We start from the raw sequence: 18,224 nt of genomic DNA, 5'->3' as shown, positions 1-18,224 counted from the left end.
CGGTCGGGGCGCGGCGGTCGCGGTCAGGCAGCGGGTTCGCCGGCCTGGAGCCGCCGGAGGGACGCGTGGAGTCCTTGCCGGGCGAGGACTTCGTCGTGGGTCCCCTGTTCGGCGACGACGCCGTCCTCGTCTATGACGTGGATCCGGCCGGCGCGGCGGACCGTGAAGAGCCGGGGGGCGACGGCCGGCATCGTCCGGTCGGCCGCGAGGACGCGGAGCGTGCGCCGGCCGACGGCCTGGGGCCCGGTCCCGTCGTCCACGGCGGAGGTGGCCCCGTCGAGGACGTTCTCGTTCCACACCCCGGCCGACGCGTCGTGCCCGACGAGCACTCCGTCGGTGAGCAGGGCGGTCCGAGCCTCGGGGATCCCGGGAACGCGGCGCGGCACGGCGGCGGGCACCACGGCCGTGCGGGTCCGTTCGGGCACCGGCTCGACGTCCCGGCACCGGCGGCCCGGAGCGACCGGGCACGGGCTCGCGTCCCATTCCGCGGGGCGGAATCCGGCTTCGGCACCCAGTAACGATGACATGCGTACGATCACCTGTTTTGCGGAGGTCACGGTTAATTCCGCCGACAAATACGGCCGAATTCGGCGCACGGCGGATTACTGCGACGGAGCGGAAAGTCCGAAAAGGGGCGGAGACATGACCGAAAGGCCCACGGCCGCGTCTCCGCGAGGGCTCGTCTTCCGAAACCGGCGGGAAAACGCGCCCGGACGGCGGGCCGGGCCGCGGGTCAGGGCGTCGCTACGCCCTTCCGGCGCCGGCGGTCGCGCGGCCCTTCGGAGTTCCGGCCTCGCCCTCGGTCCGGTCGGCGGTCTCGCCCTTCTCGCCGCTCGGGGCCGCGCCCTCGGGGAGCCGGCGGCCGTAGCCGGAGGCGATCTGCGCCGCCACCACGTCGGCGGCCATCTCGGCCGCGAGGTCCTGGATGTTCTCCCCGGCCTCATGGGCCGCCTTCTTCATCTCCATGGCGACGTCGACGGACGTCTTGACGACACCGCGCACCAGCGGTTCGAGGAGAAGCTTGGCCAGTGGCGCGACGACGAGACCGATCAGAAACGGCGGGACGACGGGCGGCATGATGCTCCAGACCTCTCTACACGGACGCATGACAGGGGACCCAGGACATGGAGACCCCGGAGCACGCACAGCAGGGAAGAGGGAAGGCTGAAGCATCCATTTACGGAATTCTCGATGATCGTGCCGGCCTCGTCGCCGGGTCGAATTCCTCGTCGATGGGGTACACCGTCCGCTCTTCGGTCACCGTAGTCCAGTCATGTCCATCAAGACCAAATCGTCTCGGCGGGTTTCACTCATGCGGGTGCTATCCGGGTCCCCGGCCGTTACGGATTGCGGCAGGCACACATACCAGGCAAATTATTTTTCCAATTTACCTATTACCGGTGATCGCTTTCGTGACACCACCAGGGCCGTACACGAGGCGGAGCGGTGATCCGCGTCCTGCGGGGAGGCCGCCGGCCGCTGCCCGGCGGCGGCTGTACACGATCGAGGGGTGGGCCGGGAAAGAAAGCGCAAGGTGTCCCACAGCCCACTACACTCACTCAGACCTGCCTCTGAACAGGGAAAACGCCAGAGTGCCGCTGGAGCGTCAAGCGGCAGAAGGCGACTGATCAGCCAGTGGGATCACCATCCTTGTCCGGCTCGACCGGCTTGCCGATGTGATCGTCGCGGTGTTCCTCTCCGGCTGCGAAAGGTCACCACCGGCCAGCACAGACCAGCACCGGCCGCCTTCGGGCGCTCCTGACCGGCCGGAGATCGATACCCGCCCAAGCGTTTCGACGTCTGCCCGTGAAGGGCGCCCCGCGGCGCCTCGGCGCGCAGACGTCCCTGAACGATGTTCCGCCCCGACAGCTGGAAGGTGCCATGAGCGCGCGTCGTCTGTTGCCGAACGAGGAGTCCCTCGACCTCATCAGGCTGGTCCGGAAGCTGGCGGCCGACGAACTGGCGTCGCGGGTGGACGCCGACGAGGCGAACGGGGCGTTCCCGCGCGACGTCTTCAGGCTCCTCGGGCACGTCGGCCTGCTCGGTCTGCCGTACCCCGAGGCGTACGGCGGCGGCGGTCTGTCCTACGAGGTGTACCTGCAGGTCGTCGAAGAGATCGCGTCCGTGTGGGCCTCGGTCGGCGTGGGTGTCTCCGTGCACGTGCTGTCGTGCTTCGGCCTGGCGACGACGGGTACCGAGGAGCAGAAGCGGGAGTGGCTGCCCGCGATGCTCGGCGGCGAACTGCTGGGCGCCTACTGCCTCTCGGAGCCGCACGCGGGCTCGGACCCGGCCGCGATGCGGACCCGGGCCCGTCTGGACGGCGATCACTACGTCCTCAACGGCGCGAAGGCCTGGACGACCCATGGCGGCCACGCGGACTACTACAAGCTCATGGCCCGCACCTCGGAGGACCGCACGGGCATCTCGTGCTTCATGATCCCGGCCGACACCGAGGGCCTCACCGCCGACGTGCCCGAACGGAAGATGGGCCTGACCGGGTCCGCGACGACGACCATGGTGCTCCGGGACGTCCGTGTCCCCGTCGAGCGGCGTATCGGTGCCGAGGGCGAGGGCCTGCGCATCGCCCTCGCGAGCCTGGATTCCGGCCGTCTCGGTATCGCGGCCGTCGCGGTCGGTCTCGCCCAGGGCGCTCTCGACCGCGCGATCGCCTACGCACGCGACCGGGAGACGTTCGGATCACGCATCATCGACCACCAGGGAGTCGCGTTCCTGCTCGCCGACATGGAGGCCGCGGTCGTCTCGGCGCGCGCCGCGACCCTGCATGCCGCCCGGTTGAAGGACGCGGGGCTGCCGTTCAGCCGTGAGGCGTCGGTCGCGAAGCTCGTCGCGACCGACAACGCGATGCGGGTCACCACCGATGCGGTGCAGGTGCTCGGCGGGGTCGGCTACACGCGCGAGTTCCCGGTCGAGCGGTACATGCGCGAGGCCAAGGTGACGCAGATCTTCGAAGGCACGAACCAGATCCAGCGCATGATCATCGGACGGTCGCTCGCCAGGTCCAACAGCGGTGACCTCGCCCTGTCCCCCTGAGCCCGGCTCTGCCTGAACCCGGCTCTGCGGCCGCGGATCGTCCGCCGTCTCGAACGGCATGCCGCGCGGGAGCTCCACCGGCTAGTCCCTTCCGGAGCTCCCGCGCGGCGGCCGCGGTCAGGCGGCGAGTTCGCCGGCCTGGAGCCGCCAGAGGGACGCGTAGAGCCCGTGCTGGGCGAGGAGTTCGTCGTGGGTTCCCTGCTCGGCCACGACCCCGCCCTTGTCCATGACGTAGATCCGGTCGGCGTGGCGGACCGTGGAGAGCCGGTGGGCGATGATCAGCATCGTCCGGTCGGCCGCGAAGACGCGGAGCGTGCGCTGGATGGCGGCCTCGGTCTCGTTGTCCACGGCGGAGGTGGCCTCGTCGAGGATGACGACCGGCGCGTCCTTGAGGATCGCGCGCGCCAGCGCGATCCGCTGCCGCTGGCCGCCGGAGAGCGCGGCGCCGCGTTCACCGATCACCGTCTCGTAACCGTCCGGCAGCGTCGCGACGAAGGTGTGCGCCTCGGCCTTCGTGGCCGCCTGGACCACCGCTTCGTCGGAGGCGCCGAAGCTGCCGTACCGGATGTTGTCGGCGACGGTGCCGTCGAAGAGGAACGGGTCCTGGGCGACGAAGCCGATGGCGTGGCGCAGGTCGTGCCGCGACAGGTCGCGCACGTCCCGCCCGTCGAGCCGCACGCTGCCGAAGTCCGCGTCCTGGAAGCGCATCAGCAGCTTGGCGATCGTCGTCTTGCCGGAGCCGGTGGCGCCGACGAGGGCGGTGACCTGCCCGGCGGGGACGGTCAGCGAGAGGTCCTCCAGCGCCGGTGGCCGACCGGGGTAGGCGAAGGTGACCCCGTCGAGGACGATCTCCCCGCGCACCTCTTCGGCGTCGAGCGGTCCGCCGGTGCCGTCGGTCTCGGCGGGCAGGGCGCGCAGCCGCCGGACCCGGCCGTAGGAGGTGATCGTGCGCTGGTACTGGTCGACGATGCCGCCGAGCCGGTTCATCCGCACCATCACCATCTGGGGCAGTCCGATCAGCGGGCTGAACACCTCGAACGGCAGGCTGCCGTTGAGCACCGCCCGGCCGCCGATCAGCAGGGTGCCGGCCATCGAGCTGGTCGTGCAGACCCGGACGGTCTCGACGTGGCGGATCGTGCTGCGGTCGGTCCGCCGGCTGCTCTCCTGCGCCTCCCCGCTCAGCCGGTCGATGCGCTCGGCCTCGTAGTCCTCGGTGCAGAAGCTCTTGACGGTGGCGCCGGCCTCCAGGGTGTTCACCAGCTGGCTGTGCAGTCTGGCCCGGTCCTCGCCGGAGACGGCGTAGTCGGCCGCGACCTTGTCCTGGTAGTGGAACGAGAGCCAGGCGATGACCGGGATGGGCAGGAACGCGATCCAGGCGATCTGTGGTGCCATCAGCAGGAACAGCGGCACCAGGAGGGCCAGGCTGGTGCCCAGTTGCAGCAGGTCGCCCGCCGAGCCGGCGAAGAAGGTGCCCAGTTGACGGACGTCGTCGGTGAGCGCGCCGGCGATCCGGGTGGTCCGCTCGCCCTCCAGGTGCCGTAGTTCGAGGTGCTGCACATGGGCGTACGTCCGGTTGCGCCAGTCGTGCTCGACGTCCTGGCCGAGCCGGCGCCACTGGAGGTTCGAGGAGTACGAGAGACCCGCCACGGCGGCACAGGCGACGGCCACCAGCCCTGCCAGGCCCCAGAGTTGGGCGGACGCGGTCGTCAGACCGAAACGGACGAGCGGTGCGGCCCGCCCCTTGATGAGGACCAGCGCGGTCCAGCCGAGGAAGGTGCCGAGCGCCATCTCCGAGACCTGGCAGGCGACCGACAGCGCGGACGCGCGCCAGAGACGTCGGCGGTGCGGTCCGACGATCTCCAGCAGGGGGTGGCGTCCGGCTCCGGCTACGGTTCCGGCTCCGGGCAGGTCCCGGGTAGCGTCGGCCGTTCTGCGCCATGCCTTCCGGACGACGATCCCGGTCGCCACCGCCACTCCGCCCAGCGCCACCAGCTGCTTGCCCAGCGACGCCCCGCGGATCAGGGCGAGGCCGGCCACCACCCCGCCCCCGACGGCGAGCACGGGGCCCGCGACGCCCCGGTCCGTGCGCGGCGCCGGCCCGGCGGCGGGCCGCGCCGGAGCCGGACGCCGCGCCCCGGCCGAGCCCGCCATGACCAGGGCGACGGCCCTGCGGACGAGTCGGCCGACGTCCGCGCCCCTCACCCGCGCGTCGTGCCGGACGAGGAGCCCGCCGGTGACCGGGCTGGCCTGTGCTTCGGTGATCCCGGGGACGCGTCGCAGGACCGCGGCGAGGACTTCGGCCGCCTGCGGCCGTCCGAGAACCGGTTTGACGTCCCAGCGCTGGCGTCCCGAAATGACCGAACGCGGACGCACGTCCAAATCCGTGGAATGGCGTCCGGCTGCAACATCCAGCAGAGATGACATTTTTACGATCACCTGTTGAGGAGGTCGCACATGCCGCCACGAGCACGACGGACCAATGCGACGGAATGGAAATTCCAGGGAAAGCGGCGCGATCGGAAATTCTACGACCGACTACGGCCGGGGCGTATTCCTTCGGCCCCGACCGGAATATGCGCCCGGGCGGCGACCCCGGGCGCCGGACGAACCGTCAGTCCGCCTTGCCGACACCGGCGGTCGCACGGATCTTCGGAGTCCTCGCCTCGCCCTCGGACCGGGCGGCGGCCTCGCCCTTCCCGCCGTTCGGGCCCCTGCTCTCGGCGGCCCCCTGGCCGTCACCAGCGGCGATCTGCGCCGCCACCATCTCGGCGGTCACCTCGGCCGCGAGGTCGTGGATGTTCTCCCCGGCCTCATGGGTCGCCCTCTTCACCTCGAGGGCGATCCCCACGGACGTCTTGACGAGGCCGCGCATCAGCGGCTTGAAGAGACGCTTGGCCAGCGGCGCGGCGATGAGGCCGACCAGGAAGGGCGGTACTACGGGGGGCATGACGCTCCATTCTCTCCACGCATACGTATGACAGGCATTTCGGATGCCCCGAACGCCCGAGCGGCGCACGACCGGCGGACAGGAGAACCCGTCCTCGGAATTTACGATTTCCCTGCCGGTCGCATTCCTTGCCGATGAGGCCCAGTACCCGCTCTTCCATCACCGTAGCCGAGCCACGCCCATCGAGGCCAAATCACCTGGGTCTGTTTCACTCATGCGAGTGCCGCCGAACTTCCCGGAAACAGGAATTACCGTACGCGCGCTCACCGGACGACTCTCCGAATCGATTTTCCTATGTTCCGATAACCATCGTGTTCGGATATCGGGCGACGGCCCCCGTGTACGATCGACGACGGCTTGGGCCGGGCGGCACCCTCCGCGCCCGCCCGGGCATGCGCCAACGGCTGGGCGGCGAGGCGTCGGAGGCGTCCGCGTTCCTCCGACTCGCCGTCCGAGCACGGACATTCAGAGAACGTCCGTGCGATAAAGTGTGCGAAATTCTCAGAAACCGTGGAGCACCGGACTGAGGACGGGGGGCATGGTGCTGCGGTATGACGCTGCCCTCGTCCGTGCGGCGGGCTCCGCCGATGGAACGTGGGGCAGTGGACGATGGCTTCGGAGCATCCTCCCCAGGGACTTTCTCCAGACGACCCGGCTGAAGCGCTGCGCGCGGAACTGCTGGCGGTCAAGCAGGCTTCGGGGCTCAGCTACGCCAGGCTGGGCGCGCGTACGCACTACGCGAAGTCCTCCTGGGAACGCTGGATCAACGGCAAGCAGTTCCCTCCGCGCGCGGCTGTCGAAAGCCTGGCCGAGGCCCTGGAACAGGATCCCGAGCGGCTGCTCGCCCTCTGGGAGCGGGCCGATGGGGCCCGTACGGACGAGGCCGGTACGGACGAGACCGGTACGGACGGAGTCCGGACCGACGGCGTGCCGGTTCCGGCCGACGGCTCCGAGGACGCCCGTTCCGACGAGGACGGCGAGGACGGCACGGAGGCCGGCGCCCCCGCATCCCTTCGGCAGCGGTCGGCCGGCCGGCGACGGCTGCTGCTCGTCGGCGCGCTGTGCCTGCTCGGCGCCGCGGTGTCCGTCGCCGCCGTGCTCGTCACCGACGGGGACTCCCACGGCACCCCCGCCGCCTCCCCCAAACCGTCCGCCGCGGCGGGGTCCGCGGAGCCGCCCACACCGAAGTGCAAGGCGGAGGGCTGCAGCGGCAAGAGCCCGGTGACCACGAACTGCGCCCTGGACGGCCAGACACTGGCACTGACCAGGAACAAGAACATGGTCATCGAGCTCCGCTACAGCAAGGCCTGCGCCGCCGCCTGGGGGCGCATCACGTACGCCAGCAAGAGCGCGATCGTGGACGCGGACAACTCCGCGGGCGTCAGCTTCGCCACGCCCGTGCACTGGGGCAACGACGTCTACTCGCCGATGGTCTCGGTGACGGGCCGGATGACCGCGTGGGCCTGCGGCACCCTGCCGAAGGGCGGCGCCCGTGAGTGCACCCGCCACATGCCGGTGCCCAGCTCTCACTGAGGCCCTCCCCCTCCCCCCCTCCCCGGGGACGACGACCCGGGGAGGGGGGCCGGGTTCAGGGGGCCGGGTTCAGGGGGCCGGGAAGGAGATGCGGATGCCGTAGCGCTGCTCCAGTTCCCGGATCTCGCGCGGCAGTTCCGAACGCATCTTCTCGATCTCCTCGCGGTGCTCCTTGCGGAAGCCGTCCCTGAGGCGCTCGCGGAGCGGTACGCGGGCGCTCTCGACGGGCTTCATGCAGGCCGCGTACGTGGCACCCAGGGAGCGGTTGCCCTTCGTGTCCCCCGCCTGCAGGCGCTCGTCGACGAGGTCGAAGAAGGCGCTCTCGTCCTTGGCCCGCACCTCGTGCCGGGCCAGGCAGTCGCTGAACCCGCCGAAGGCGGCGGACGCCTCGGGAGAGGACTTCAGCGAGGTGATCGCCTGCCACCACTGGTTCTGCAGGGACAGGTACGACTTCCGGAAGTCGGCGGCCGCGGTCGCGCCCCGGGTCAGACACGTGCGCTGCGTGGCGTCGGGCCCCGAGGCCGCCGCGGCGGCCGGGGAACCGGCGGCGGGGGCGGCGTCCGAGGCGCCGGGGACCGGGACGGCGTCGAAGCCGTGCCCGGCTATGAAGCCCAGGTCGGGTACGTCGGAGTAGCGGATGAAGCTGACCGGGGGCTGCGCGGGCATCGCCGCGCCGTGGGACGCGACGCACCGGCGGGTCACCTCGTCGGCGGCCTGGCGCGGGAGCGCGTCGAGGCCCTGGGTCCACCGGCTGTCCGTACCGCTCGCGGGAAGGACCACGTCGGTGATGTCCGACGGCATCGCGTGCGTCACGGTGACGGGCCGGGCCGCCGGAGCGGCGTGCCCGGACACGGGAGGCCGGTCCCCCTCACCGCCCGCGCACGCGCTCAGTGCGGGCAGGGCGAGGCCCAGGAGCAGCACCGGGGCCAGCCGGCGGACGGTGCGCACGCGCTGGTCGGGGTGGGGCATGGTCGGCGTACCTCCGGAACACGGGTGGGAACTCCCGTGCCCGGCCGCCGGACGGGCAGCCGGGCGGACGGGCACGAGAACGACGAGCGGCCGGCGTTCGCGGCCGCGGTGCGTCAGTGGGCGATCGTCACCGCGCCGCCGGCGTTGTTGTAGGCGGCCACGCCGAACTCACGGCCGTTGGTGAGGTCGCTCACCAGGATGTACTTGTTGACCGCGTACGTCCCGTTCGGGATGTAGACGTAGCCGCGCGAGCCGAAGGTCCAGCTGCCGGAGGAGTTGACGTACATGCCGGCGTAGTAGTCGCCCGAGGCTCCGCCGGGGGCCGAGGCCATGACGACGTTGAGGTCGTGGCAGCCGCTGGTGGACGACTTGTAGGCGGTGCTCCAGTACCCGCGGTAGCCGGTGGTGAGGTTGGTGCGCGCGCACGAGTCGGCCGAGGCGGCCGGGGCGAGCGCGAGCACGGACGAGGCGGCGGCGCCCACGATGGCCAGGGTGGCCAGAGCCTTCTTCATCGAGACGTTCCTTCGGGTCTGCGGTCCACGGAACCGCGCGGGACAGCCCGGCCGGGCTGCGTGGGATCACCCTCGCAAGCGGCGGGCGCACGGGGATTGGAGAAAATCGCGGAGCCGGTCGACTGCCCTGCCGCCCTGCGGCCCGTCCTCCCCGCGGCCGGGGTCCTCCCCGCGCCCCGTCCGCCGTGCGGCTCACTGCCATATGCGGCTGTTCATCCCGCCACCCAGTGGCTCGACCGCCATGCGGTGCCGCGGGCGGCCAGGAAGCGGCGCGGCGGCATGCCGAGCAGGGCGGTGAACTCGTTGGTGAGGTGGGCCTGGTCGGAGAAGCCGCAGGCGTACGCGGTGTCGGCGGGGGTGTTCCCGGTCGTGAGCAGCCGCAGGGCGCGGCGGAGCCGGATGATCCGCGCGAGGCGTTTGGGGGTGAGGCCGAACTGCCGCCGGAAGAGGGTCTCCAGATGGCGCCAGCTCCAGCCGGTGGCCGCCGCCAGGTCCCGTACGGAGATGGTTCCTCCGGTACGGACCAGGAGGTCCCAGGCCTCCAGCAGTTCGCCGGCGGGCGGCCTGCCCCCGCGCACGGACTCGGTCCAGCGGGCCAGAGCCGAGTCGAGCAGTGCGAAACGGTCCGGCCAGTCCGTGGTGTCGCGCAGCGCCTCGGTCAACTCCTCGAAATCACGCCCGAGTACGTCGGCCGGGTCGATCACGGTGTCCGTCAGGTCGCTCATGGACACGCCGAAGAGCTGGTGCGCGGTCCAGGGTGCGAGGGTGATCTCGACGCCGTGCAGGGCCCCTCGGTGCCCGAAGTGCCGAGCCCGTGTGTGCAGACCGGTCGCCAGCGACGTGGTGGGACGGACGGCCTTCCCGTCGTGGCCGCCCACCGGCCCGCCCGGTTCCAGTCCGGGCCCGAAACCGACCACCAAGGACACCGTCCCCCGCGGAACGACCAGCCGTTGCCGGGGTTCTCCGTGGGTCACCCGGAACCCCCGGTAGCTGTGCACCCCCGGACGCAGTGCGGCGTGCGGCCGCGCGTACGTCCGCTCACAGGTGCCCGCGGGGCACACTCGACGTCTCACCGTGGTCCTTCCTGAACCGGGTCTTTCCCGGAGCGGTCACGACTGTCGGACCGGAGGCGGGACGGGCGCCAGAGTCATCGGCGTCCCAGGGACGTTCAGGGATGTCCCAAGGCCGTGACCTGGGCGGATGCGGAGGCGTCCCACGGCGGTCGGACCGGTGTCCGCGGTGGTGTGCCCTGTTTCCGGGCGAACGGACCTCCCGGACGACGGCCGTTCGCACGGCCGCTGTTCACCGGTCACCGGTCACCGGTCACCGGTCAAGGCAGCGTCCACACCCGGACCGTGACGAGGTAGAAGACGACGGCCCAGAAGACCATCGTCCCGGCGACGACGCCGAGGCCGCGCAGGTTGTTCCTCGCCGCCGGTTCCTCCGGGGGCGGCCGCAGCCATCGCCCGAGCAGCGGGTTCACGTAGTAGGGCATGGTCAGGAAGCTCATGACGAAGCTCGACAGCAGGTTGCCCACGAGCAGGCCGATCCAGAGCGGCATGTGCAGCGGGGACAGAACGAGCGTCAGCAGGACGACGGTCGGGTACAGGCCGACCCAGACGGCGAGGGCGGTCCTGGTCTCGGAGGGCGGTGGCGGTGCCTCCTTGCCGTTCTCCTCGAAGGCGAACCAGCTGCCGAACGAGTTGTCGATCGTGCGCATCGTGAAGTCGCTGAACTTCTCGCCCTCGGCCAGGATCTCCTGCCGCTCGGGCGAGGTCAGCCAGGCGTCGAGGTGTTCGGCGCTGTCGTAGCGGTACAGCGTGGTCCATTCCTCCTGGAGCCCCTCGACGGGACGGAAGAGCTCCGTCCCGCGGAACCCCTCGAACCTGCTCTCCTCCTGGACCATGCGGCGCTGCCAGTCGAGGAAGTCGTCGATCCGGTTCGGCGGGACGTGGTGGGTGATCACCACGGTGACCAGCGGATCCGGTGGCTGGGGGCCGCTGCTGACCACCTGCTGGGTCGCCGGGCCGTCGAAGTACTGCGCACCGGCGTCGAGATGCGTCTGTCTGGTCCCGCTGTTGGTCCACGCCTGCAGGTGCGCCACCGAGTCGAAGCGGTACACGACGACCCAGTCGGGTTGCAGCGGTGTCGGCGGGGAGATCTCGGCGCCGAGGAAGCCGGGGTAGCGGGCGGCCGCGGTGTTGACTCCCTCCTGCCACGACTCGAACTCCCGGTCCTTGCCGGGCAGGACCTTCTGGCCGATGATCGCCGTCACCGTGGCGGCCGTGTTCCTTCCGGCGTTCATGGTGGCTCAGCCCGTCGGCACCGACTGCTCCGTGGGGAGCCGGCCGTAGACGCGTTCCGGGGTCAGCGGCAGCGCGCGGTAGCGGACGCCGGTGGCGTCGTGCACCGCGTTCGCGAGCGCGGGGGCGACCGGGTTGATGCAGCACTCGGCCATCCCCTTGGCCCGCGCGGGCCCCACCGAGTCCGTCGAGCCCACCAGGAGCACCTCGGTGCGGGGGACGTCGGCGAAGGCGGGGATGCGGTAGTTGCGGAGGTTCGGGTTGACCATGGCGCCGTCGTCGTCGACGTGGTGGTTCTCGGTCAGCGCGAAGCCGATCCCCTGGGCGACACCGCCCTCGATCTGTCCCCGCACCTGCGCCGGGTTGACGACCGTCCCCGCGTCCGCGGCCTGCACGCTGTGCAGGATCCGTATCTCGCCCGTCACGCGGTGCACGGCGACCCGGAACCCCTGGGTGTTGGAGGTGACGCTCCGGGGAGAGCCGTACGCCTTGCGCGCGGCCCGGAAGCGGATCCCGCGCTTTCGGGCCAGCGCGACGAGTTCGGCCAGCGGCACCCGCCGGTCCCCGCAGACGACACCGTCGTCGTCCATCGCGCACATCACGACGTGGACGCCCGTGTGTGCCGCGGCGAACTCCAGGACGCGGTCGCGCACGGCACCCGCCGCGCGCAGGACCGCGTTGCCCGCCACGAAGAGGCCCGCGCTCGCGAAGGCACCGGTGTCGAAGCCCGTGCGGTCGGTGTCGGACTGCACCAGCCGGATCCGCGACGGCGTCGTGCCCAGCTGGTCGGCCGCGATCTGGACGTGGGCCGTGGAGGTTCCCTCCCCGAACTCGACCGTTCCGACGGCCAGTTCGTAGACGAGATCGTCGCCGAGCGTGACCCAGGCCTCGGAGATGTGTTCCGTCGGGGGCGCGGTCTCGTGCAGCGAGCTCGCCACGCCGGTTCCGACGAGCCACTGCGGGCCGGGGGGCGGCCGGCCGGCCGTACGGGCCAGGGCGTCGCCCACCAGGTCGAGGCACGTGGCGAGTCCGTCGTCGGTGAAGATCACGTCGTCGGGGCCGTCGTGCAGGGCGACCAGGGGCTCACCCGGTCGCACGATGTTGCGCCGGCGCAGTTCCAGCGGGTCGAGGTGGAGGGCGCGGGCCAGTTCGTCCATCGCCGACTCCACCGCGAACGCCGGCTGCGTCATCCCGTAGCCGCGCAGCGCCCCGCTCGGCACGGTGTTCGTGTAGACGGAGCAGGCGTCGTACTTCTTGTTGGGGCAGCGGTAGATCATGACGGCGGCTCCGCCCGCGTACAGGGTCTCGCCGCCGTGGTTGCCGTAGGCCCCGGTGTTCGACACGTTGCGGACCTGGAGGGCGGTGAGGGTTCCGTCGGCCTTCGCGCCGAGCTTGACCGTCAGGGTCATCGGATGCCGCGGCGAGGCCGTGGTGAACTCCTCCTCGCGGGTGAACTCCAGGCAGACGGGCCGTCCGGTGTCCAGGGCGGCGAGCGCCGCCAGGTCCTCCGTGATCATCTCCTGCTTGCCGCCGAACCCGCCGCCGACGCGCTTGCAGAACACCCTCACCTGGTCGGGCCTCAGCGCGAAGAGGTACTCCAGTTTGACCTTGGCGATCGACGGCGACTGCGAACTGGTGCGGACGTTCAGCCGGCCGTCCTGCGTCCAGGCGATCGAGCCGTGGGTCTCCAGATGCGCGTGCTGCACCCGCGGTGAGAAGTACGTGCCCTCGTGGATCACGTCGGCCGCCGCGAATCCCGCGTCGACGTCGCCCACGTGCGAGTGGAGTTCGAGCAGGATGTTGTGGGCGGGGTCACGGACGAACGGATCGTGCGAGCCGTGCAGTTGGGGCGCCTCGTCGGTCATCGCCGCGTCGGGGTCGAACACCGCCGGCAGCACCTCGTACTCGACCGCGAGACGCCGGCAGCCCTCCTCGGCCGCCCCGACCGTGTCGGCCAGGACCGCGGCGACGCGCTGGCCGGTGAAGCGCACCGTGTCGTCGAGGACGACGGTGTCGTCCGGGTCGACCAGGTGGTCGGTGTGGAGCGCCGTGGTGAAGCGCCTGCGGGGCACGTCCTGCCAGGTGTAGACCCGGTGCACGCCGGGCACCGCGAGGGCGGCGCTCTTGTCGACGGAGAGGATCCGGGCGTGCGCGTGGGGCGAGTGGAGCACCTTGAGGTGCAGCATGCCCTCCATGGAGGTGTCCATGGTGAACTCGGCACGGCCCGTCACCACGTCGTGGCCCGCGGGCGCTCCGGCGCTCGTCCCGACGGCCTTGCCCGGTGGCGCCGTCTCCACCGCGCCGACGCCCTTCACGGCGTCCTCGATCGCCCGGTATCCGGTGCAGCGGCAGAGGTTGCCCTTCAACGCCCGTGGCAGGTCGGCCTTCTGCTCCTCGGTGAAGGTCGCCGACGTCATGATCATTCCCGCGGTGCAGAACCCGCACTGGAACCCCGGGGCCTCCTCGAACCGCCGCTGCACGGGGTGCGGGGCGCCGGGCCGTCCGAGGCCCTCGATCGTGGTCACCTCATGGCCGTCCGCGCGGAACGCGGGGGTGATGCAGCTGTGTACCGGTGAGCCGTCCAGCCACACCGTGCAGGCGCCGCAGTCGCCCGCGTCGCACCCCTTCTTGACGCCGAAGTGGCCGAGTTCGCGCAGGAAGGTGCGCAGGCACTGGCCGGGGGCCGGCTCCCGGTCGAATTCCCTGCCGTTCACGAGGTGGTTCATGCCAGGTCACCGGCCGTGAGTTCGCGGCGGATCTCCTCGGCGAAGTGCCGTGTCAGGTGCCGTCGGTGGTCGGGGGTTCCGTTGGGATCGTCGAACCAGACGTCGTTGGGCACGGCGTCGACGCTCTGCCGCAGGGTCCGGGCGTCGGGCAGGGAGTCGAAGGCGAGGCGGACCGGCCGTACGGTCCCGGCGGTGATCGTGAGCAACAGGTCGTTCCCGCCCGGCCGTTGCGTGCCGACGAGGAACACCGTCGAACGGCCGAGCCGGGTCAGCGTGAAGCGGCGGTGCGCGGTGCGTCCGCGCAGCGCGTGCTCCGGAACGGTGACGCGCCTCAGGATCTCCCCGGGCGTAAGGACGTTGCGGTGGTCGCCGGTGACGAAGTCGAGGGCGTCGACGAAGCGCACGGAGCCGTCGGGCGCCCACAGTTCGTACCGCGCCTCCAGCGCGACCGTCAGCGTGATCATCGGGCCGGCGGGCAGGGACATGCAGATGTTGCCGCCGACGGTCGCCGCGTTCCAGACCTTGAAGGAGGACAGGAACGCCTCACAGCTCTTTTGGAAGAGGATTCCGGCGGTCCAGTGCTCGGGCCGGGGGAAGGCGTACAGGTCACGGACGGTGCAGGTGGCGCCGATCTCCAGGCCGTCGCCCGTCGGGACGAGGGGCTCCCAGGGCAACGCCGTCAGGTCGACCAGCCGTCGCAGGTCCGGCTGCTCCACGGAATAGAGCCACGTTCCCCCCGCGAGCCAGGCGTCACCCTCGCGCCAGTCCGCGCCCGGCCGCTCGGACGGCCGCCGGACCACTTCGGTGATGGTGTTGAGGTCCATGAGAACGACCTAGGGGGAACGACGGGACGGCCGTTGAGGATCGACGGGCCCGGACGGTCTTGACCCAGTTTATCGCAGTATGCGTACGGCGGCCCGGTTCGCGAAGCGGTCGCAGCCAGTGACCGACCGACGATCCCGCGACCGCGGGTCCGCCCCTCAGCCTTCCGTCACGAACCTCACGAAGCGCGCCCATCCGGCCTGTCCGACGGCGAGGCCGGGGCGGGTCACGTCCTTGGAGTCCCGTACGTGGACGGCGTGTTCGGTGAGGGCGACCTCCACGCAGCTGTCGCCCTGGCTGCCGCTGTAGCTGGACTTGAACCAGGCGAGTTCGGTCGCACTCATAGCTCTCCTCGCAGTCTCTCCAGCAGGCCCCGCGACTCTTCGGGGCTCAAGGCCTGCGAGCGCAGTTTGTCATAGCGCTGGTAGAGCAGACTCACATCTTTCGGGTCGGAGATCAGACGTCCGTTTTGCTGCCCTTCCGAGTAGGCGAGCCGTCGATGCTCCGGTGTCTCAAGCAGCTGCACGGGGCCATCCAGACACGCATGCAACCCTGCGCGCAACGGAACGACTTGGAGCGTCACGTTGCGCGGTGCGCTGCGTTCCAGTACGTGGTCAAGCAGCGCCCGCATCTGCTCCACGTTCCCGAACCCTCTCCAGAACACATGCTCCTCGACGATGAAGCTGAATGGCACGGTGGGTCGCTCGCACAGCATCCGCTGCCTTTCCAGCCGAACAGCGAGCAAGGCCTCCAGCACCCCGTCGGTGACCACCGGAATCGTCCCCTCGAACACCGCCCGCGCATACCCCTCCGACTGCAACAGCCCCGGCACCAACCGGCACTCGTACGTGCACAGGCTCACCGCAACCTTCTCCAGCCGGGCCCACCGTCGGAACCAGGTCGCCAACCCCGCCTCCCCGCGCGTCAGATGCCCTGCGGCCTTCCGCAGCGCCCCCGTGTTCCCCAGCGCCTCCTCCGCCCGTTCCACGAACGACTCGTCGGGCATGCGCCGCCCCAACTCCACCGACTCCACGGTGTGTTTGGAGAACCGGACCCGCGCCCCGAAGTCCGCCCTGCTGAGTCCGGCGTGCTCGCGCAGGGCCTGGACGACGGCCCCGAAGGTCCGCAGACTGTCGGAGGGGCCGGGCTCGCGCTCCCCGTCACACGCCGTCCCGTCACTGCTGTCCGTCATACGCGGCCACCTCCAGGTGCGTACGTACCGTGCCGCGTCCCCGCGATCGACAGCACCCACAGTGACGGCGAGAGCCCCGTACCGTCCACCGAACGCGTCCGTACGCTGACGCAGCGTACGGGCCGTATCCCTGGTGCACGCACCCGCACGCCCGCCACCGTGGCCCCATGAACGCCGCACCTCCCCAGCTCACCGACACCGTCGTCACGTTCGCCCAGCAGCTCTCCTCCACGCGTCGCGGCGCCCGCCTCGCCCGCCTCCTGGCCATGGAGCGTCTGACCGCCTGGGAGATGGCGCCCGGAGCCGTCGAGCGGGCGGAGCACGTCGTCGCGGAGCTGGCGTCGAACGCGGCGCTGCACGGCCGCCTCCAGGGGCGTGACTTCCTGCTGGCGCTGACGCTGGACAACGCGGCCGGGACCCTGCGCATCGCGGTGAGCGACACCCGGGGCGAGTGCCGTCCGGCGATCCCTCCGGAACGAGCCGCGGACGCCGAGTCGGGTCGTGGTCTCCTCCTCGTCGACGTACTGGCCGACCGCTGGGGCACGGACCCCCGCCCGCCCTCGGGCAAGACCGTCTGGGCGGAGATCGACCAGCACCGGGAACGGCCGACGACGCTTGACCTCAACCAATCTTGAGCTTCTAGGTTCGATCCAGAGCCGCGGGAACCGACCGGCGGTGTCGTTCAAGGAGGTTCGTCATGGCCGAGCTCGCAGTCGGCGTCGAGATCCCCGACCGTTACCGCTATGCCGTGGTCCCGCACATCATGGTCGACGACGCCGCCGCGGCGATCGACTTCTACCAGCGGGCGTTCGGCGCCCGTGAGGACTTCAGGATCGGCGGTCCGGACGGCGGAATCCTGCACGCCGAGATCACCGTCGGACGGTCCGCGCTGATGCTGGGCGACGTGGGCGCGGACGGGGCGGGAACCGGCTCCTTCGCCGCACCGGCCTCGCTCGGCGGGGGCACGTCCGTCGCGCTGCACGTCTTCGTGCCGGACGTCGACGGCCTGGCGGAGCGCGCGGAGGCGGCCGGAGCCGAGATCCTCCAGCCGCCGACGGACACGTTCCACGGGGACCGCACCGTCATCCTCAAGGACCCCTCGGGTCACCTGTGGATATTCCTGACCCATCTGGAGGACGTCCCGGAGGAGGAACTCCGTCGCCGCCTGTCCGCCGCCGGGTGACCCGGCCACGGGACCGGCCCGTGGAGCCGGTCCTTCCTCTCCCCGGCCGTACCGCCGGGGGGGGAGGGGGAAGGCGCGGATGCCGGCCGGGTCTCACGCGACCACGGCGTCGGCCTCCATGGTCATGCGGGCCACGTGGAGCGCCAGGTAGGAGACCTCGTCCTCGCTCAGGTTCCGTCCCAGACGCAGTTCGACGATCGTCGCCAGCTGCTGCGCGGTGTGGGTCGCCTCCGGGTAGTGCTCGCGGATGCCCTTGCCGATCGTGGACTCCTGGCCCGTCAGCTGCTGGTGCTGCTGGATCCGCACGAAGAGGTAGCGCACGTGGGTGATGAACCGGGCCACGTTCATGGACTCGTGGGAGACGTCCACCCCGTAGCGCTCCCGCACGACGGCGAGCATCTGCTGGATGACCCCGGTCATCGTGTACGTGAAGGACAGGTCGCCCGAGACGAAGCCCGCGTTGACCAGGTGCAGCGCGAGCGCGGTCGCCTCGGAGGCATCCAGCTGCGGGGTCACGTACTTGTTGATGGCCGCCAGCAGGAGCCGCGCCTGGGCGTACTCCGCGGCGTAGAGGGTCTGCACCTCGGGACGCAGCGGGTACTCGATGACGATGCCTTGCGCGGCCCGCTCCAGCGCGCCGGCGATGTGGTCGGCGATGGCGATGGCGAGGGTGGGGCGAGTGGACTCGCGCCCCTCGATGCCGACGTCGCCGAGGGCGGTCACGACGGCCTGCAGGACCTCCTCGCTGATGAGGGCGAGGGCCTCGGCCAGGCAGTCGGCGTCGGAGCCGGAGCCGGAGGCGGTGCCGCGGTCTTCGGCCGGGACGAAGACGCGCTCGACCAGCGTGGTGTCGACGGGCTTGCCCTGCTGGGAGCTGAAGCCGATGCCGCGCCCGGTGAGGATGACCGGCTGGTCGTTCTCGTCGCGCGCGAGGACCACGTTGTTGTTGAGCACTCGCACAGCCTTCACCGCCGGTCCTCCTCTCT

General features: G+C 71.0%; 17 protein-coding genes. 4 read left to right on the top strand and 13 right to left on the bottom strand.

Annotation, left to right across the window (positions count from 1 at the left end):
• Positions 1–23 precede the first annotated feature (23 nt).
• Entirely contained in the window at positions 24–527 is a 504-nt protein-coding gene (locus ACICHK_RS33615; protein WP_406839843.1) for a hypothetical protein, read from the bottom strand.
• A 217-nt stretch (positions 528–744) separates the two neighbouring features.
• Entirely contained in the window at positions 745–1,077 is a 333-nt protein-coding gene (locus ACICHK_RS33610; protein WP_406839842.1) for a DUF5132 domain-containing protein, read from the bottom strand.
• An 804-nt stretch (positions 1,078–1,881) separates the two neighbouring features.
• Between ACICHK_RS33610 and ACICHK_RS33605 the strand changes: the two genes are divergently transcribed.
• Positions 1,882–3,051 (top strand): acyl-CoA dehydrogenase family protein, encoded by a 1,170-nt coding sequence (locus ACICHK_RS33605; protein WP_151472880.1) that lies wholly within the window; start codon positions 1,882–1,884, stop codon positions 3,049–3,051.
• A 117-nt stretch (positions 3,052–3,168) separates the two neighbouring features.
• On the opposite strand, the gene ACICHK_RS33600 is transcribed toward ACICHK_RS33605, so the two are convergent.
• Together ACICHK_RS33600 and ACICHK_RS33595 are read right to left on the bottom strand one after the other, a co-directional pair.
• On the bottom strand, positions 3,169–5,424 hold the full coding sequence (locus tag ACICHK_RS33600) for an ATP-binding cassette domain-containing protein (RefSeq protein ID WP_406839841.1): 2,256 nt from the start codon (positions 5,422–5,424) through the stop codon (positions 3,169–3,171).
• A 238-nt stretch (positions 5,425–5,662) separates the two neighbouring features.
• Positions 5,663–5,998 (bottom strand): DUF5132 domain-containing protein, encoded by a 336-nt coding sequence (locus ACICHK_RS33595; protein ID WP_406839840.1) that lies wholly within the window; start codon positions 5,996–5,998, stop codon positions 5,663–5,665.
• 609 nt (positions 5,999–6,607) lie between these two features.
• Between ACICHK_RS33595 and ACICHK_RS33590 the strand changes: the two genes are divergently transcribed.
• Positions 6,608–7,531 carry a DUF2690 domain-containing protein gene (locus ACICHK_RS33590; RefSeq protein WP_406839839.1) on the top strand — a complete coding sequence of 308 codons (924 nt, stop codon included), beginning with the start codon at positions 6,608–6,610 and terminating at the stop codon, positions 7,529–7,531.
• 69 nt (positions 7,532–7,600) lie between these two features.
• Here the strand turns inward: ACICHK_RS33590 and ACICHK_RS33585 are convergent, their stop codons facing one another.
• The 8 genes from ACICHK_RS33585 to ACICHK_RS33550 all read right to left on the bottom strand — a co-directional run bounded on the left by ACICHK_RS33585 (position 7,601) and on the right by ACICHK_RS33550 (position 16,055).
• Positions 7,601–8,500: a hypothetical protein gene (locus tag ACICHK_RS33585; protein ID WP_406839838.1), complete on the bottom strand. Its 900-nt coding sequence runs from the start codon at positions 8,498–8,500 to the stop codon at positions 7,601–7,603.
• A gap of 113 nt (positions 8,501–8,613) precedes the next feature.
• Positions 8,614–9,012, bottom strand: a complete 399-nt coding sequence (locus ACICHK_RS33580) for a hypothetical protein (RefSeq protein WP_406839837.1) — start codon at positions 9,010–9,012, stop codon at positions 8,614–8,616.
• A gap of 212 nt (positions 9,013–9,224) precedes the next feature.
• Complete coding sequence (locus ACICHK_RS33575) at positions 9,225–10,085, bottom strand: helix-turn-helix domain-containing protein (protein WP_406839836.1); 861 nt, start codon at positions 10,083–10,085, stop codon at positions 9,225–9,227.
• 257 nt (positions 10,086–10,342) lie between these two features.
• Positions 10,343–11,317 carry an antibiotic biosynthesis monooxygenase gene (locus ACICHK_RS33570; RefSeq protein ID WP_406839835.1) on the bottom strand — a complete coding sequence of 325 codons (975 nt, stop codon included), beginning with the start codon at positions 11,315–11,317 and terminating at the stop codon, positions 10,343–10,345.
• Between the two features lie 6 nt (positions 11,318–11,323).
• A complete protein-coding gene (locus ACICHK_RS33565; protein WP_406839834.1) occupies positions 11,324–14,041 on the bottom strand; it encodes a molybdopterin-dependent oxidoreductase in 2,718 nt (905 codons plus the stop codon).
• Positions 14,038–14,865, bottom strand: a complete 828-nt coding sequence (locus ACICHK_RS33560; RefSeq protein WP_406839833.1) for an FAD binding domain-containing protein — start codon at positions 14,863–14,865, stop codon at positions 14,038–14,040. The genes ACICHK_RS33565 and ACICHK_RS33560 overlap by 4 nt, the downstream gene beginning before the upstream one ends.
• 156 nt (positions 14,866–15,021) lie before the next feature.
• A complete protein-coding gene (locus ACICHK_RS33555; RefSeq protein WP_406839832.1) occupies positions 15,022–15,207 on the bottom strand; it encodes a DUF397 domain-containing protein in 186 nt (61 codons plus the stop codon).
• Positions 15,204–16,055, bottom strand: a complete 852-nt coding sequence (locus tag ACICHK_RS33550; protein WP_406839831.1) for a Scr1 family TA system antitoxin-like transcriptional regulator — start codon at positions 16,053–16,055, stop codon at positions 15,204–15,206. The genes ACICHK_RS33555 and ACICHK_RS33550 overlap by 4 nt, the downstream gene beginning before the upstream one ends.
• A gap of 167 nt (positions 16,056–16,222) precedes the next feature.
• Between ACICHK_RS33550 and ACICHK_RS33545 the strand changes: the two genes are divergently transcribed.
• Together ACICHK_RS33545 and ACICHK_RS33540 are read left to right on the top strand one after the other, a co-directional pair.
• Positions 16,223–16,690 carry an ATP-binding protein gene (locus ACICHK_RS33545; protein WP_406839830.1) on the top strand — a complete coding sequence of 156 codons (468 nt, stop codon included), beginning with the start codon at positions 16,223–16,225 and terminating at the stop codon, positions 16,688–16,690.
• A 62-nt stretch (positions 16,691–16,752) separates the two neighbouring features.
• Complete coding sequence (locus tag ACICHK_RS33540) at positions 16,753–17,238, top strand: VOC family protein (RefSeq protein ID WP_406839829.1); 486 nt, start codon at positions 16,753–16,755, stop codon at positions 17,236–17,238.
• Between the two features lie 93 nt (positions 17,239–17,331).
• Here the strand turns inward: ACICHK_RS33540 and ACICHK_RS33535 are convergent, their stop codons facing one another.
• A complete protein-coding gene (locus tag ACICHK_RS33535) occupies positions 17,332–18,207 on the bottom strand; it encodes a PRD domain-containing protein (RefSeq protein ID WP_406839828.1) in 876 nt (291 codons plus the stop codon).
• Between the last annotated feature and the right edge of the window lie 17 nt (positions 18,208–18,224).

Origin of the sequence: Streptomyces sp. AHU1 (assembly GCF_045343905.1) — a bacterium.
GTDB classification, from domain to species: Bacteria; Actinomycetota; Actinomycetes; order Streptomycetales; family Streptomycetaceae; genus Streptomyces; species Streptomyces triticiradicis.
Note: the sequence above shows the minus strand (reverse complement) of the source record. Positions and strands in the feature narration are given on the sequence as shown.